The 16,024-nt window shown below is 54.4% G+C and carries 12 protein-coding genes; 8 read left to right on the top strand and 4 right to left on the bottom strand.

Annotation, left to right across the window (positions count from 1 at the left end):
* Positions 1 to 8 precede the first annotated feature (8 nt).
* From HOP58_RS04930 to HOP58_RS23250, 8 genes are read left to right on the top strand one after another with little or no spacing between them, the layout of a single operon-like run.
* Positions 9 to 1,403, top strand: coding sequence for a DUF3696 domain-containing protein (locus tag HOP58_RS04930; RefSeq protein WP_234259723.1), 1,395 nt, complete (start codon positions 9 to 11; stop codon positions 1,401 to 1,403).
* Positions 1,400 to 1,942 carry a hypothetical protein gene (locus tag HOP58_RS04925; RefSeq protein ID WP_234259722.1) on the top strand — a complete coding sequence of 181 codons (543 nt, stop codon included), beginning with the start codon at positions 1,400 to 1,402 and terminating at the stop codon, positions 1,940 to 1,942. Before HOP58_RS04930 ends, HOP58_RS04925 begins: the two co-directional genes overlap by 4 nt.
* Entirely contained in the window at positions 1,935 to 2,621 is a 687-nt protein-coding gene (locus HOP58_RS04920) for an RNA ligase family protein (protein WP_234259721.1), read from the top strand. Before HOP58_RS04925 ends, HOP58_RS04920 begins: the two co-directional genes overlap by 8 nt.
* Positions 2,622 to 2,649: 28 nt before the next feature.
* On the top strand, positions 2,650 to 4,350 hold the full coding sequence (locus HOP58_RS04915; protein WP_234259720.1) for a DUF262 domain-containing protein: 1,701 nt from the start codon (positions 2,650 to 2,652) through the stop codon (positions 4,348 to 4,350).
* Positions 4,351 to 4,364: 14 nt separating this feature from the next.
* Positions 4,365 to 8,135: a helicase-related protein gene (locus tag HOP58_RS04910; protein WP_234259719.1), complete on the top strand. Its 3,771-nt coding sequence runs from the start codon at positions 4,365 to 4,367 to the stop codon at positions 8,133 to 8,135.
* Between the two features lie 17 nt (positions 8,136 to 8,152).
* A complete protein-coding gene (locus HOP58_RS04905; protein ID WP_234259718.1) occupies positions 8,153 to 8,566 on the top strand; it encodes a hypothetical protein in 414 nt (137 codons plus the stop codon).
* Between the two features lie 40 nt (positions 8,567 to 8,606).
* On the top strand, positions 8,607 to 9,125 hold the full coding sequence (locus HOP58_RS04900; RefSeq protein WP_234259717.1) for a hypothetical protein: 519 nt from the start codon (positions 8,607 to 8,609) through the stop codon (positions 9,123 to 9,125).
* Entirely contained in the window at positions 9,118 to 10,002 is an 885-nt protein-coding gene (locus HOP58_RS23250) for a Kiwa anti-phage protein KwaB-like domain-containing protein (protein ID WP_234259716.1), read from the top strand. The genes HOP58_RS04900 and HOP58_RS23250 overlap by 8 nt, the downstream gene beginning before the upstream one ends.
* Positions 10,003 to 10,080: 78 nt before the next feature.
* On the opposite strand, the gene HOP58_RS04890 is transcribed toward HOP58_RS23250, so the two are convergent.
* Genes HOP58_RS04890 through HOP58_RS04875 form a run of 4 tightly spaced genes read right to left on the bottom strand, consistent with a single transcriptional unit; the run spans position 10,081 to position 15,947 of the window.
* A complete protein-coding gene (locus HOP58_RS04890; protein WP_234259715.1) occupies positions 10,081 to 10,689 on the bottom strand; it encodes a hypothetical protein in 609 nt (202 codons plus the stop codon).
* A complete protein-coding gene (locus tag HOP58_RS04885; RefSeq protein WP_234259714.1) occupies positions 10,686 to 12,104 on the bottom strand; it encodes a hypothetical protein in 1,419 nt (472 codons plus the stop codon). The genes HOP58_RS04890 and HOP58_RS04885 overlap by 4 nt, the downstream gene beginning before the upstream one ends.
* The gene (locus tag HOP58_RS04880; protein WP_234259713.1) at positions 12,101 to 15,094 is read right to left on the bottom strand and encodes a hypothetical protein; all 2,994 of its coding nucleotides are present in this window, start codon (positions 15,092 to 15,094) and stop codon (positions 12,101 to 12,103) included. The genes HOP58_RS04885 and HOP58_RS04880 overlap by 4 nt, the downstream gene beginning before the upstream one ends.
* Entirely contained in the window at positions 15,078 to 15,947 is an 870-nt protein-coding gene (locus HOP58_RS04875; RefSeq protein ID WP_234259712.1) for a DUF2220 domain-containing protein, read from the bottom strand. The genes HOP58_RS04880 and HOP58_RS04875 overlap by 17 nt, the downstream gene beginning before the upstream one ends.
* Between the last annotated feature and the right edge of the window lie 77 nt (positions 15,948 to 16,024).

Raw genomic sequence — 16,024 nt, 5'->3', positions numbered from 1 at the left:
AGAGGCCCATGCTCACTGAGTTGCGACTGCAGAACTTCAAGGCCTGGCGGGACACTGGGCCGATGCGCCTTGCCCCGCTGACGGTGATCTTCGGCACCAACAGCTCAGGCAAGTCGAGCCTGGGTCATCTCCTGTTGGCCCTCAAGCAGACGGCAATGCTGGCTGATCACAAACGATCGTTGCACCTAGGCGATAACAATTCGTTGATCGATCTAGGCACTTATGAAGATTGTGTTTATGGGCGCGACGTTTCCTTACCTATTGAGTTTGGGCTTCGATGGAAGCTTAACCGCAGTTTGACGGTAAAAAATATCCTCAATGGTTCGCAATCATACCAAGGCAGGGAATTGGCTCTGCATGCTGAAATAGCACCTAGCAATAAGATGCAGCCTGAGACACGTCGATTTGACTATTCCCTTTGTAAGGGGCGAGAAGAGACCCTTCGAGTATCTCATGGTCGAGATGGAAGTAAGGCTTGGTTAGAATGTGAGCCTTTGAAATTGGTGCGAGCACAAGGGCGGGGGTGGCCAGTAGAGCCGCCTGAGAAATTTTATCGCTTTTCTGATAGAACGCTTTCGCGATATCAGAACGCTGATTTTCTTGCATTGTTTGCGCTGCAGACCGAGGAGCTGTTGGAAAAATTTTACCACCTTGGTCCATTGAGAAGCCATCCTAAGCGTGTCTATTCGTGGTCAGGAGATACGCCGTCAGATGTAGGTGCTCAGGGTGAGTTGATGATACCCGCTATTCTCGCAGCCAGTGAGCAGGGGCGAAAATTAAACCGGGGGCCGGGGAAAAAAAAGCAGCGGTTCGATGCTTTCATAGCTAGCTGGTTAGCTGAGCTAGGAATTATCCATAAATTCGACGTGCAACCTATTGCGCCAGGCCGAAAAGAGTATGAGGTTCTTATCCAAACTCATGTTGGTACGCCGTGGGTGAAATTGACCGATGTAGGCTTTGGGATTTCTCAAGTCCTTCCAGCATTAGTGCAAGCATTTTATACACCGCCGGAATCAGTTTTATGGATGGAGCAGCCTGAAATCCATTTGCACCCTCGTGTTCAGGCTAACCTTGCCGATGCCTTTATTAGTGCTATAAAAGCACGAGAAAATGGCGAAGATAGAAACGTTCAACTAATAATAGAAAGCCACTCAGAGCACTTCTTGAATCGACTTCAAAGGCGAGTGGCTGAAGGCGATATAACCACGAAAGACATTGCGGTATATTTCGTCAATCGTGATAGAAAAGGCGCTCACTTAGAGCCATTAAAGTTAAATGAATATGGAGATATTGAGAACTGGCCCGATGACTTCTTCGGCGACGACATGGAGGACATCACCCAGCGGGCACTGGCGGCAGCGCGCAAGCGCAAGGCCAAGAAGGCACAGGAGGCCAGTGCATGAGGCGAGCTGTGGTCGATACTAATGTACTGCTGGTGGCGAATCGTGACCATGAGGATGTCTCGGAGGAGTGTGTGATCACCTGCATTGAAGCGATCGACAGCCTTCGCCGGGGCGGGGTTACCGTGATCGATGACGAATGGCGCATTCTGGGTGAGTACACCCATAAGCTGAATCCACGCCGTGGCCAGCCGGGCGCAGGTGATGCCTTTCTCAAGTGGCTATTTCAGCGACGAGTCGATTCTAGGTACGTAGCCGAGGTGACCGTTACCGAAAGCGCTGATGATTGGTTCGAGGAGTTTCCTGACCACACGCTACAGCGCGAGTTTGACCCGCCAGACCGCAAGTTTATCGCCGTGGCGGCGGCCGATGCCGGCAATCCGCCTATCCTTCAGGCAGCGGATTGCAAGTGGCTCAACTGGTGGCAGCCGCTATCTATAGCTGGGGTCCACTTCCGCTTCGTCTGTCCCGATGATGTTGGGCGGTTCTACTCTCAGAAGTTTCCCGGTCAACCCAGACCTGAGTTTCCAGAGGATGAGTGAGTTCTTCCGCTTCCCCCATACACCGCATCTTGCCTGGCTTGGCGAGGGCGAGCCTCGTGACGATAAGCTGCTCGATCCCCCCGAGGTCGAGGCGCTGCTAGCGGACGAAGTATTGGTAGAGGAGAAGCTCGACGGTGCCAATTTGGGCATTTCCTGGGGAGATGAAGGCCAGCTGCGTGTACAGAATCGTGGCGCCTACCTCGAGCCCCCTTACCGCGGCCAGTTCTCTCGTCTGAACCAGTGGCTGATGCAGCACCTTGCGGTGTTCCAACAGCACTTACCCGATCACGTCATTCTCTTCGGCGAGTGGTGCGCAGCGCGCCACTCGCTGGATTATGCCGCCTTGCCGGATTGGTTCCTGATTTTCGATATTTACGACCGTCAAGCCCAGCGATTCTGGAACCACGATAGACGCAATGACTTAGCAAGCCGGCTCGGCCTATCTGTTGTGCCGCTACTCAAGCGAGGGTTTTTCACCGTCAATGAGCTGGAAGCTCTGGTGCATAGCGGTCGCAGCGCCTACCGGGATGGCAAGCTGGAAGGCCTCGTGATCCGCCAGGATGGGCCAAAGTGGTGTGAACACCGCGCCAAGCTGGTTCACCCTAATTTTGTGCAACAAATCGAGGAGCACTGGCGGTCAAGGGCGTTGGAATGGAATGAGCTGGCGGCTCATCAATAACGATATCTGAAGAAGGAGAAACGCAGGGATGAGCACTATCAAAGGAAGCGACCTTAAATTGCATAAGGTCTTGTCCAGCGACTATGAGTTTCACATCCCGGAGTATCAGCGTCCCTATGCTTGGGAGGTCGAGCAGGCCGAGGAGCTGTTCGAGGACTTGTGGACCTTCATGGAGCAGGAGGACAAGACAGAAGAGTATTTCTTGGGCAGCATCGTGCTGGTCAAGGATGATAGAACTAACCGCGCTGATGTCGTCGATGGTCAGCAGCGTTTGACCACACTGACGATCCTTCTCTCCGCTATTCGGGACCGGCTTCAGGGCAATTCTAAATGGGGAGCTGCCTTCGATAAGTACATCATGGAGCCGGGCGACATAACTCTGGACCTCGAAGAAAAACCTCGGCTTTGCCTTCGTACACGAGATAGCGAATTCTTCAACCGCTATGTTCAAAGCCCAGGTGGAATGGCCGACTTGGCAAATCTTGACACTAGTCGCTACCAAGACTCCCAGCTGAATATTATTCAAAACGGCAGCTACTACATGGAGCGGCTCTCCAAGCTTGATGAAGAGCAGGTCGGTCGCTTTGGTCAGTTTATTGTACGTAACTGCATTCTTGTTCTGGTATCGACCGAGAGCTTCAAGTCTGCCTATCGTATCTTCTCAGTGATGAACGACCGAGGCCTTGATCTTGAGCCATCTGACATCCTGAAGGCCAATATTATCAGTGGAATTGGAGAGCGTGAGCGGAGTCAGTACACGGAACGCTGGGAAGATGCAGAAATACGCTTGAGCCGGCGGGGCTTCAATGATTTGATAGCTCATATCCGAATGATTTTTCGCAAGGAAAAGTATCGGCGTTCGGTGCTGGATGAGTTTAACGAATACGTGCTAAAAGCAGTACCAGGTAGCAAGACTCTGATGGATGAAGTCATCCTTCCCTATGCCGATGCCTTTGAGGTGATCAGGAACCAGTCGTTTGTCAGCACAGAGAGAGCAGAGAGCATCAATGAGCTGTTCAGTTGGCTTCACCGAGTCAACAATATGGACTGGGTTCCAGTTGCCATGGAGCTTGTGCGTCGCTATGAGAGTGATACTGAGGATCTAGAAAAGCACTTGACATTGCTGGAGCGTTTGGCCGCCAGTATGTTTGTTCGCGGTGTTTATGTAACACCTCGAGTGGAGCGCTATGGACGGGTGCTGAGTGAGCTCGAGGCCGGCAATAATTTGCTTGAGGAAGGCTCTTCACTGAACCTCACCACCCAAGAGCAAAAATATACTCTTGAGCGCCTAAACGGTAACGTCTATGAGTACCCGGCGCTCTTGCGCATGTATATCATGCTTAGGATGGACTCCTTTTTGGCAGCGACTACCGTAAGCTATAAGCATAAGACCACGACGATTGAGCATGTGCTACCTCAGAACCCGAGTGAAGGCTCCCAGTGGCTGGATGAATGGTCTGAGGAGCAGCGCGAGGAATGGACGAATAAATTGGGTAACTTGGTCCTGCTGTCACGTCAGAAAAATTCGGAAGCATCAAACTACGATTTTAGCCTCAAGAAACAAAAGTACTTCCAGACACGAAGTGGCGTCTCACTTTATGCTTGCTCGACTCAGGTTTTGAACCACCAATTCTGGACAGAACACGAGGTTGAGGAAAGGCAGATCGACTTGCTGAAAGTCTTTTCACGCAACTGGAAGCTTAAAGGCCTGGATCTCGTCACCAGCTAGGCAAGGAGGCAGGCATGACACTACGCGACTATTCTTGGGAGCCGAGCTACGCCACCTCCGATATTCGCGAGGATGGTAAGCTGGTCGATGTGCTGCATGACTTCTATATTCCGGCGCTAAGGCGGGCGACCCGCTATGACCGTGTCGCCGGCTATTTCACATCCTCTTCGCTTGCAGCGGCATCACAAGGGTTTTCGCGTTTTGTCGAGAACGGTGGTGTGGCGCGTTTCGTGGTAGGCATGCAGCTCAACCCGGAAGATGCCACTGCGATTCTGCAAGGCGATGAGCAGCGTGCCAGTCAGGTGATGCTGGCTCAGCTCGAGTCCTCCCAGCAATGGCCCACCGCATTACGCCATGGCGTCGAATTGCTGGCGTGGATGGTCGCCAACGGACACCTCTCCATTCGGGTGGGTCTGCGTGTACATGCTCAGGATGGTACCCCACAGACAATGGACTTTGCCCAGGATGGTTACCTGCATGAGAAGTGGGCGATCATCGGTGATGATCAAGATGAGTTGTTCATTTCGGGCTCGTTGAACGAATCCCGAACGGCGCTTGCCATCAATGCCGAGAACATCACAGTCCAGCCTTCGTGGGAAGAGTGGAATCGCAAGCTCTTCGCACGAAAGCATCGCAGCTTTCTCGCTCTTTGGGAGGGGAAGCATCCTGCTATCAAGACGTTCTCTCTGCCTGAAGCGGTCAAGGCAGAGCTGGTGAAAATTGCCAGTAGCACCAGTGGGCTATTTGAGATCGATGGCACGCCCATGTCGCGGGATCCACATGAAGTCCGTGAAAAAGACGAGCTCAAGCCTAGCCCATCCGAGCGCCTTCGTTTTGCCATGATCCGCCTTGCGCCACTGCTCCCCGGTGGCGAGCGAGTTGGGATCGAGACCACGCCCATCGAGCCCTGGCCGCATCAGCGCTTTGTGGCCAGCCGCTTGCTGGACACCTACCCGCGTAATCATTTGCTTTGTGATGAGGTAGGTCTCGGCAAGACCATCGAGGCGGGCCTGGCTTTCCGCGCCTTATGGCTCAGTGGCCGAGCAAGATCGATTCGGGTGTTCGCACCTGCCTCGCTCACCTCGCAGTGGCTGGTTGAGATGGCCGAGAAGTTCTTCCTGCCCTTCGTGAGGCGCACGTCTCGCAAGGGGCGCTGGGAGCGTCTTGACATGCTCAGCGGCGAGCCCATCCAGGGCGATGGACAGATGTTCGATGCCCCGCTGGAGATCGTCTCTACTGGTTTGGTTATTAACCGCCATGGAGGCCGATTGCTGTCGAGCTTGCCAGAGACGGATTTGGTGCTGGTGGATGAGGCCCACAAGGCCAGGCGCCAGACGCCCGATAACCAGACCACCATGGCTCGCTTCAATAAGCTCTATCAGGAGCTGCAGAGCTCGCTGTATAGCAAGTCACGGACCCTGCTGCTGGCCACGGCGACACCGATGCAGCTCAATCGGGTCGAGGCCTTTGATCTGCTGAAGTTGATGCCCTCTGCAGGCGCCGTACAGTTCTCCGAAGACCTATGCGAGATCTTCTATCGGGTCCGGGACAAGCTGCTGAACAACGATCCCATGGCGGACTACGAAAGCGAGTGGCTACGCCGCTACCTGAATAATGTCCGTGCGTCATCGCCCGAGCAGTGGCAGTTCGTGCATGAGCATGTGCTCTCTACCTTTGGTAAGAGCGGTTTGGATGACTTTGTGGAGCGCTGGGAAGAGCCCATTTTCGGCTGGGATGAGGTGCAACCGGCGCTGAGCCTGCTGGCACCGCTAGGCCGCAGCATGCTTCGCCACACCCGCTCGCTGCTACGCGCTTATCAGCGCGAAGGTCTACTGAATGCCAACTTGGCATGGAGGGAAGTCCACCCGGGCATCATCCCCCTTGCTGGTGTGGAGCGTGAGGTCTATGACGAGCTGCAGGCTTACTGTGCCGAACTGGCCAGCCATATGGCCGCCAACATGGAAGAGGGTCAACAGAGAGCGGCTATCGGTTTCTACCTCAGCTTCCTGCGCCTCCGTTATTCGTCCTCCTTCCATGCACTGCGATGTTCTCTCGAGCGGCGCCTGGTAAAAATTCAGCAAACTCTGGATCACAAGGCTCAGCAGCTCACCAGTAATTATGCCGATCGGGAAGAGTTGGAAGAGCTTCGTGATGAAGAGGTCGAAGGGTTGATCCTCAAGCATCGCACCGAAAGTGATCTGACATGGGAGCAGGGCGCTGTAGCCCGTTTGATTTCCACAATGGACCGGCTCCCGACGACGCCGTCGAAGATGCAGCAGTTGCTGAAGGACATCGAAAGGCGACGAACCAATGGCACCGACCGTGTACGGCAGTTGGTACTGTTTACCCGCTACGCCGACACCATGAACTACCTTCATGACGAGTTGAGGCGGCTACTCCCTGGGTGTCCAATCGGCACCTTCTCTGGAGCGGGAGGTAGCCTGCGCCGGGCTGGTAAGTACCATCCTGAAAGGCTTGATCGTACGACGATCAAGCAACGTTTCGTTGCTGGAAACATCGACATCCTGCTATGTACAGATGCGGCAGCGGAAGGTTTGAACCTGCAGAGCGCCGACCTACTGATCAACTTCGATTTACCGTGGAACCCGATGATGCTGGAGCAGCGCATTGGCCGCATCGATCGTATCGGCCAGCATCACGAGCACATCCACGTGCTTAACTATCTATATCAGGATAGCGTGGAAGAGGTGGTGTACTCGCGTTTGGTCAGGCGTTTCCATGAGGCACTTACTGTATCCGGCGAGCTGCAATTCTCGCTCCTGCCCATCCAGCCAGAGGATTTCGAGGATTACGCCAAGGCAGAAGGTGAGGAAGGCAAGATCGATGAAGAGGAGCTGATTCGCCGAGCCCAGCGGCATGCCGAGCGCATCAAGGAGCGACAACAGCTCACTGAGTTCAAGGCTGAAGAGCAGAAAGCGGCCTATGAGCATCTCGAGGCCCAGCGTCGTGCAGAGCCGATGCCGGCGACTCTGGAGGATATCTGGCGGGCCATCAGCGAGAGTCAGTATCTCAGGGCTCTGGGAGGCGGCATCGAAAGCTTCAAGCATGGGGATGCTTACCGGGTGGTCGACGTCCCCGGGTTACCTAAGGAGGTATTGATGACGACCTCCCGAGGGTTCTATGAGCATGGCCTTGGGGAATCTGATCATCGCAGACTGCACTTTGCGACCTTTGGCGACCCTGTCTTTGAGAAGCTGCTGGATTACATGCTGCAACCGCTGGAAGCGGTGCAAGCCGCATGGCAATCGCGCAAGCCACTGGCAGCAGTGCGCGTAGCTGACCATGACCTGAAAACCTTCGAGGAAGCCTTTGGCGTTGAAATTGGTGAAGAATCCGAGATTGAGCTGGTAGAGCGCTCCCTCCCGTTAGCGAAACGACAAGATGACCGGATAGGGCGTCAGCAGAAGGTCATGCTGGATACCGTATCCGTCAGCCTTGCCGAGCTGAAGTTAAAACCCAACCCCGATACAGCTAATAACCAGATTGCTGAGATTGATCGGTTCCGATCTGATGTCAACAATCGACATGGACAACGAGTGCATCTGAAGTTTGATGCGCCGGATCGCAGTGGAATGCTGGTGTTGAAGGACAAGCTTCTGTGGCCAGTGTTGCAAAAGAAAGATGGGCTAACAGTCGATGCGGATCCTCTGCTGTTAAGTGCATCTCGAGATGTCATATTCAGGCAGCTTGGGGATATGAAGAAAGATAGTCGAACTAGCCATGATGTGGCTAGGCGGCTGAAAGAAAATGTCAATCAATACTAGCTTTGGAGTGCTGAAAAGTGAATTCGACACATGTTTGGAGAAAGGTGGCGTCTACTATTTCTTTGGGAGATCAAAGACATAGCTTGATTTCAATGCAAGAAATTATGGGGATAGCAGAGTTGAAAGGTATAAGAGGATTGGATGAGTTATCCCCCGTCCATATGCAAGTATTAGCACGCATTTATGCGAAAGGACAAGATGAGCCGCGCTTGATTGGCGCATATATTGGAATCGATGAAAATGAGGTGTTTACTTTTCTAGATTGCCTGGAAAGAATGTCCTTGGTGGAGGCGGATGCAACTGTCTATAAAGTAACAGTCAAAGGGGAAGAAGCAGTAAAGAAAGTTGGTGAAATATTGATAGAAGAAGATAGCTTTAAGCTTAAACAGCATTTAAAAGAAGTTGAAAAAATTCGTGGGAAATTTGTTTGAAGTTAGCCTGGAAACTTTCTTTTGGTTGCGAGGGCAGCTGATGAAAACGTGGATGAGAGCATTGTTGTTTATCTCAGCATTTTCTCCTGCGTTAATAACAATGGCATATGTCCGTTATGATGTCAATGGCTTAGGAAGCGATGTCATACAGCTACTTATCGTCGGCTTGATTGGAAGCATGCTTCCATTCCTGATTTTGATTCTCATCAGGCAGCAAGGAGAAATTTTTAATTTAAAAATTACAAAGATAGAATCGAATGATTTTATGCATTTTGCTTTCTTTGTTAGCTATTTTGTTCCATTGATAATGAATGCTGCTGAAGTTTCAGTAACGGCTATTTTCTTTGTTGTTTTAACGGCTTTTCTTCTTCTTTGGCTATCAAGTTCTCTTCCAGCACATCCTTTGCTAAGGATAATGCGGTTCAGGTTCTATAAGGTAGAATCGTCCGCTGGGGTTGGGTATATATTGATTTCAAAGAGAAATATCAGGGATCCTCACACCGCAGGTCCTTTTCAGATGATATCTGATGCTATGTTGATGGAGACTAAGCGTGACTAATTTCAACCTTTTTGCATTGACAAACGATCCGGCAAACCGTTGCTTGAGGTTCTCTCTGTCTAAAGATGTTCAACATGATCTAACTTCATTGATTAAAGACCAAGAAGCTAGCTTCAATAAAAATGCAGTGGATGAAGTGCCATTTGATGGTAAATATAAACCTGAACATGACGAAGTTTTGGTGATAAATGATTATGATGATATCGATAACTTGGGCTATGCAATTAATAACCCTCTTTCCATTCAAGAAATAATTCCCGATCCTTCTGTTTTTGGAACGATAAAAGCGTTGTTTACTGGCTATATCGATCCAGCAGGTGTGCCTGTCATTCTTGTGCAGAACTTTGATAAAAAAAGGATTATATCAAATAATGGATTGTCTATTTTCCATGCGTCGAATGTATACAAAAAAATAGAGGGATCAGGAATTAAAATTGATAATAAGCTTTCAGCAATTCTTTATGGAAAAGAGCTAAAGTTTAATAGCTTCCATTTGTTGAGACAGATTTTTGATGTTTCTGATTATTATAAAGAAGCAACAGATGTTGATATTGAGCAATTTGCAGACATGGATTGTGTTTTGGTTTCGAGCAAGCAGCAGTTGGTTTCAAACTCGGACACTTGGGTTCGTAGGAAATTTTGGCTTATTTCTCAGAGTGAAATCCTCCAAAAGGTCCCTGTATGCGATATTAAAGCAGTAGCCGCTGAATTTAATATACCTTTGCAGGCACAGATGGACCAAGGTAAAGAAAAAATCAAGATCCCAGAGGATAAAAAAGAGCTAAAAGCGCTGCTGAGATTTTTAGACGAAGATTATTACAAGTCCCCTTTGCTGCAGAATCGCTATTTGACAAATTCTAAAATACCTTTGGTGTAGTAAATCAACCTGAGTTTTAGGCTGGCCTGTCAGTTGGGTAGTTGGTAATGCGATGTGGGCCAGCCTAGTCTTGAATTATTATTTTTTTTCGCTTTCGAACAGGTCATTGAAGAACGTCTTGCCGGCGTCGGCCAGCACGAGATTTCCCTTGTCGTTGAAGAAGGCGATGTCACGGTCCACCAGTGCGACTTTGGCAGCGTCTGGCAGTGGCTGGTCCATTTTGCAGGCCTTCAATATCTGCGCCATGGCCGGGTCGCTGCCGATGCTCTCGAGGATCTCGCGGGAGATGCCCGCCTCAGGGAGCGTCATGGCCTCGAACATGAAGCCTTTCTCGAGAACGCCTCGTCCGAGCACTAGCAGCACCCCCTGAATCTGGCGAACCGATGCGCTGCTCTCCTGGTCCCGGTTGTCTTCGTCCGCCTGGGATTGGCTGAGCGTGCGCACGTAGAAGAACCCCGGCCGCTGTACCAGTTCCATGCCCATGTTGGCATAGGCCTCGATGTAGTAGCGGTCACGCTCCTTGAAGAGTTCGTCAAATAGTGGGTTGGGTACCAGCTTGCCGTCCACGTACAGATATTGGTTGATCACCTGGCCAGAGGTCAGCTTGCGAAAGGCCTCCTGGCTCAGGCGGCGATTGACGACCGGCTGCCCGGTGCTCGGCTCATGGGGGAAGGGGGAGTCGCTCATGGGGTGATCTCCTTGGCCGGGGCCTCGCGAGGAATGAGTGGGTGGTACGACAGTGCCAGCTCGGCATGGACGATCTCGTGGTGCTGGAAACGGGCATGAAAGCGGAAGTCGGGCAGCGCCATGATCCAGTCGAGAGCCTCGAGGAGGTCGTTTAAGGTGTATTCCTCGAGGCAGCTTTCCAGATAGCCGTGTAGCGCGGCATGCAGATCCTGGCAGTCTTCCGGGATGGTCCACTGCTCAAGCAATGTCTGTATCTCGTGCTGGCGTAACTGTTCGCGCAGCTCGGCCTCCGACAGTCCTGCGCGTGCCGGATCGATGGCGATAGCTCCGGCCCGGTCACGTTCGGCCCGCAGCTCTTCAATGCGACGGTCAGTGAACTCCTCGATGTCGGCTCGGTGATCGATGTCATGCCAGTCCAGACGGTAGAAGCGCATGCGCTTGATACCTAGGAAAGTGCCGGGTGACTGGATGGCTGGATGGCGGACCGGAATGTACTTGTTCTTAAGGTTGTCGTCATGCTGCTCGTCAGTGGCGAGCTTGAGGGCATTGAAGGCGCGCTCGATGCAGTCATACTGCTCCCGCTGGCGCCGATCCTGGCGGACGTAGCGCTCCAGAGAGAGGCGCAGGGCATCGATATCGTTGACGTAGCTATGGATTGCGTTGGCCGACAGCTGCAGTTCCTCATTCAGTGAGGGGAAGGCACTGTCCTCGGTGAGCTTGGCGATGCGGCGGATGGCCGTCACCGCCGGGATGCCTTGCTTGAATCGTGTCTTGGGGTCTAGGAACTCCAGGGCCGGCAGAATGTAGCGCTGGTAGATACGATTGATGTGCTCCAGGGCCTTGCGGGTTTCGGTCGCACCTTCAATGCTGCCCACGTCCTGTTGCTCCACCAGATCCGCCAAGTGGTCCCCTTGGGCTTCCAGGGCAGCGATGCTTTCCTGCATCTTGCCGAGGGTGTCCTGTATGCGGCGACGGAGCAGACGCAGTTCATCGGTGAAGTTTTCATCTGCTATGTCGATCGGCAAGCGCTGTATCGCAGCAAGGCTCTGGTTGAGTCCCTTCCTCAAGTCTTCCAGCTCGGCTTGGCTCAGGCCGCGCATACGGCCGATATCGAAGTGGCGCAGCATGTCCACGACAAACGGTGCCAGCACCAACTTGCCGCGGGCCGGATCGATGCGCAAGATCAGTCGTTCACGTAGGAGGTTGTCCTCGGCCAGGGTGTAGCGAATGCGCTGGCACTCGAGATCAGAGCCCTGGGTGGCTTGGGCTGTCACTGCTTGTCGGACCAGATTGCGGTACAGCCGAGTGGGAATCTCTACGTCCCCATCATTCTCCTCTATGTAGGCCACCAGCTGTGTGAATAGCTGCCGATGATCGATCAGCTGCTTCAGTATGAAGGGCGACTTGATGTTCACTGACCGGGCTCCTCCTCGGGCTGGAAGATCGCCTCCTCATTGGCGTCGGCCTCTCGCAAGGTGAATTTCGCTTGGCGGGTCAGCGACTCGCAAAGGCCATGGTGCACTACCGTTCGGTTCTCGGCGTAGGCTCGGCTGGCGTGGAAAAGTCCCAGGTGGACGTAGTTGCCGAGCACTTGGGTGATCTTTGAGTCCCGGTTGGGGTTGGCCACGAATAGGCAGTAGCCATGCTGCTCAGCCATCTTTCTAGCGGTGCGCATGTTGCGGGTAGCCAGGGAGCCGAATTCGTCCATCACCAACGGCATCGTCACCTGCGCCTCGCCGTCCATGAGGCGCGACATCAGCACCGAGAGCAGGTTGGTAGTGATCATCATGGTGGTGCCGTTGGACTGAGCGTTGGTCGTCCACCCGTCCTCGCCGCGCTTGCGGTAGGAGTAGGTAACCCGCTCCAGGATCTTGTCGAGGCTGATCAGGATGCCGGTGCGGCGGGCATCCTTATTGAAGAAGTCCGCCTGGAATTCCTTGAGCTGCTTGTAGACGCGCTCATCCTGCAGCTCGTCGCTGAGGAGGTCGGCTTTATCGAGGTTGGCCAGCAGCTGCTGGAAGCGTGGGTGAAGCTGGTATTCTACTCGAACCGCGTCAAGATCTGAGATCGAGAACTGGCCCATCTCGGCGTTGATGCCATTCATGAAGGCAGTCACCTGCTCCTTGGCGGTGCGCAGGATCTCGACCTGAGTATGCGTGGTCTTGTTATGTCGCTCGACCTTGTTCCGATGGTTGGCTTCCTGGGTGTCGAGGTTGTCGTAGATCGCCTTCAGCTGGTCGTGGAAGCTTTCCACCTGTTCACCGGTGAAGGTGCTGATATAAGCCTGGCTGTCGAGGTTGGTCAGGATGTTCATGGTGAGCATCTTGCGCAGGTGCTCATGCACCTCATTGCGTAGCGCGCTCAGCTTTTCGACGTCCTCCTCGAGGGCCCCTATGGTTTCCTCATTGACGTTGCATGGCGTCGGCGTGAGGTGTCGGTGGCGCCCCTCCAGGACGTTGTTGGCGTCCTTGCCAATCCGGTCGAGCCGTTGGCGAATGAGCTTCACCGCCTGAGCCCGCTCTAGAATCCGGTTCAGCTGCTGGCGGGCATTCTGGCGTGCAACGTCTGCCTTCTGGTAGTTGGCCCTCACCGTCTCGAGCTGGTGCGTTTGCTCAACCAGTGTGGCTTCATCCTCTTTGAGCTGTGCCTCCTTGTCCTTGAGGGTCTCGGTGTTGGCATCGAGGGCATTCAGGGCGTTCTTGTCCCGCTCTGCCTGGTGTTTTTCCATTTCAACCTGGGTGCGGCGCTTGGCGATCTCGACGGCGGACAGGGTGGCCTCTTCCATGAGGGTCGCCCGACGCTTTTCATCGCGGCCAATGCCGGCATTCAGTGCATCGAGCTCATCCCGCATCTTCTGTCGCGTTTTCTGGGCATCGTAGCTGTAGTAGGGGATGCCCATCAGCGGAAGGCGTTGCTGGGGTTGGCCCAGGACGAGGTGCCCGTCTTCATCATGGAACTGTTGGCTGAACTGGGTGAACGCCTGCTTCTGTTCGGAGGACAGCTCCCCATGGGTGGAGCCCAGGGCGCTGTTCAGTGAGTAGAGGATACTCGCGTCGCGTACCGTGAGCTCATCGAGTAGGGTCGGGGCGCGGCTCGAGAGCTTCTCGTCTAGGTAACGGGCCTTGCGCTTGTTCCCCTCAAGCCGCTTGCTCACCTCCGAGAGGTTCTGCTGTGCCACGGCCTTGTCGTCGTAGCCGGCCAGGTCGTCGTCCTTCTGATCAATATAAGCATCGAGGTGTGCAATGATCTCCTGGCGCGGCATGCCATGGAACTCATTGATGACGACATTGGCGGCATTGATCTTCTTGCGCAGCTCCTCCGCGGTCTTCCGAGTCTCCGCAGCAGCGGCCTCAAGGCGCACCACTGTCTTCTCTCCGTCACCCTTGGTCTCGGCCAACGCCTCGGCTCGGCTTTCCGCCTCCTCAAAGGCCTTGCCAGCGGCATCCTGCTCCCCTGACAGGCGTTCTTCCTCGATAGACACGCTGTCGCCAAGATCGGCATACGCCTTGGCGGCCTGGCCGCGCAGCTGTTGTTTGTGAAGGAAGTGGCTGTTGAATGCTTCCCAGTACTCAGCGGCATTGTGGATGCGTGTGATGCGGTCGCCTTCCTCGCGCAGCTGGTTTGCCTCCACCACGATGGCATTGAGGTCGATGTTCAGCTCTTCCTGCTTGCGGCTCTTCTGCCCCTCGATGATCGTGGCCAGCGTGTCCGGCAGGGTGCGTTCATCCTGGGCAGTGATGTCGAAGGCGAGGTGCACCAGCTTGCGCCAGGCATCCATCTCCCTCTTGCCGGCGCCGTTGCGCAGCGGCAGCAGGCTGTACCGACCGGCTTTCTTGTCGTAGGGCTGATTGGTGAACAGCCGTTCCTGGATGGTCTTCGCGTCGCTGAGGGGCTCACCACCCAGCTCGCGCAGGGCGCTTTTCGTCCCCTGCAGGGTCATGCTCTCAACCGGGGCGCCGATCCCGTCATCCGCCGCGGCCTCAACGTCCCAGAATAGATGCTGGATGTCGGCATAGGGGCGGGGTATGACCATCCGAGCATACTCCAGCTGGTCGGTCGCGCCGCCACGATGCAGGACGATGCAGAAGTCATTGTGGGGGTTCTCGGCCTCCAGAATGATGAACGTCCGATCCTCGGGGAAGTAGTAGCGGAAGCTGGCCAGGCCGTCGTAGACCTTGCCGTTGGTGCCCCGGAAGTTGAACTTGCTGGCGCATTTGCGGAAGTTGACCTCGGGAAGCAGGAACAGCTTCAAGGCGTTGAGCATCGAGGTCTTGCCGAGATTGTTCTCGCCAAACAGGGCCGTGTGTTGATCGATGCGAATCTGGGTATAGGCGTAGGCCGCGCTATTGACGAAGACCAGCTGCTTGAAGCGGAAGGTGTCGAAGGTATCAAAGCCCAGATTCATTGGGGGTCTCCGCGGTAGAGGGTGGAGGGATCAGGTAGGTTTCCTGTTCTAGGTGCCGGCCGGTCTTGAAGATCAGTCCGCCCACATAGGCGCAGGGCGGTGAGCGGCGAATGTGTATCGCCAACTGTTCGCGCTGGCCATTGTCGATGGTTCGAAGGGAGGCTTCGAGACGAGCCGGGAGGTCAACTGGCGCGAGAAAGAACAGCGGTGGGAGGTCGCCCCGCTGGTAGAGGGTGTCGCACATGCGCACGCCGCCAGGGTCAGGGTCGAACAGACAGCCGATCTCATGGTACTGCTGGAAAGCCGGGGTCAGCAGGTGGTTGGTGATGCTGTTGCCGCTACCGTAAAGAATGTCAGCCTCCTGCCACTCGGGACCGAGTCCGCACTCAGGGAGCAACGCCAGCGTGCCAGTGAGGTTCAGGAAGTTCTCGAGGTTCTCCACGATCACGGCACGCTCAGCGGGCGGAGCGGCAGTGCCTGTATCGATGGTGCCCTGTACATCGACCAGTAACACCTGCGGATGCGACTGACGCCGGCTGCGCACCGTGAGCATGACGCCGCTGACGCGCGCGTTGTGACTGTTGCCCAGAGCAGCCTGGTCGATCCGGGATGAGGCGTGCTCCACATCGACCGCGGCTCGCCACTGGTCAATGACGCCGGGGGCGATGCCGGTATAGGTGACGAGGTTTCGTTTCACATGCTGGCGCTCGGCGCCGTCGAGCAGGTCGTCGATCATCAGGCCGAACTGACGGGCGGCTTGGTGAAGCTTTAATTCAGGTACCGGCGCTTCTTGCTCTAGCTTCTTCAGATACCCGAGGAACTGCGTCCGGCTGATGCGACGGTGTGTAACCATAAAGCCTTCCCTGGCGAGAGCCGATGGTGCCCTAACATTATCACGAGATCAGCTGCTGGTTTGGCTGTGGGGGGCTT

The organism is Halomonas sp. MCCC 1A11062 (genome assembly GCF_021404355.1).
GTDB lineage: Bacteria > Pseudomonadota > Gammaproteobacteria > Pseudomonadales > Halomonadaceae > Halomonas > Halomonas aerodenitrificans.
This window is presented reverse-complemented; position numbering and strand designations above follow the sequence as displayed.

What these genes read in the sequence shown, in the direction of transcription:
- HOP58_RS04930 (WP_234259723.1), top strand. Translation starts at nt 9, where the DNA reads ATGCTCACTGAGTTGCGACTGCAGAACTTCAAGGCCTGGCGGGACACT.
- HOP58_RS04925 (WP_234259722.1), top strand. Translation starts at nt 1,400, where the DNA reads ATGAGGCGAGCTGTGGTCGATACTAATGTACTGCTGGTGGCGAATCGT.
- HOP58_RS04920 (WP_234259721.1), top strand. Translation starts at nt 1,935, where the DNA reads ATGAGTGAGTTCTTCCGCTTCCCCCATACACCGCATCTTGCCTGGCTT.
- HOP58_RS04915 (WP_234259720.1), top strand. Translation starts at nt 2,650, where the DNA reads ATGAGCACTATCAAAGGAAGCGACCTTAAATTGCATAAGGTCTTGTCC.
- HOP58_RS04910 (WP_234259719.1), top strand. Translation starts at nt 4,365, where the DNA reads ATGACACTACGCGACTATTCTTGGGAGCCGAGCTACGCCACCTCCGAT.
- HOP58_RS04900 (WP_234259717.1), top strand. Translation starts at nt 8,607, where the DNA reads ATGAAAACGTGGATGAGAGCATTGTTGTTTATCTCAGCATTTTCTCCT.
- HOP58_RS04890 (WP_234259715.1), bottom strand. Translation starts at nt 10,689, where the DNA reads ATGAGCGACTCCCCCTTCCCCCATGAGCCGAGCACCGGGCAGCCGGTC.
- HOP58_RS04880 (WP_234259713.1), bottom strand. Translation starts at nt 15,094, where the DNA reads ATGAATCTGGGCTTTGATACCTTCGACACCTTCCGCTTCAAGCAGCTG.
- HOP58_RS04875 (WP_234259712.1), bottom strand. Translation starts at nt 15,947, where the DNA reads ATGGTTACACACCGTCGCATCAGCCGGACGCAGTTCCTCGGGTATCTG.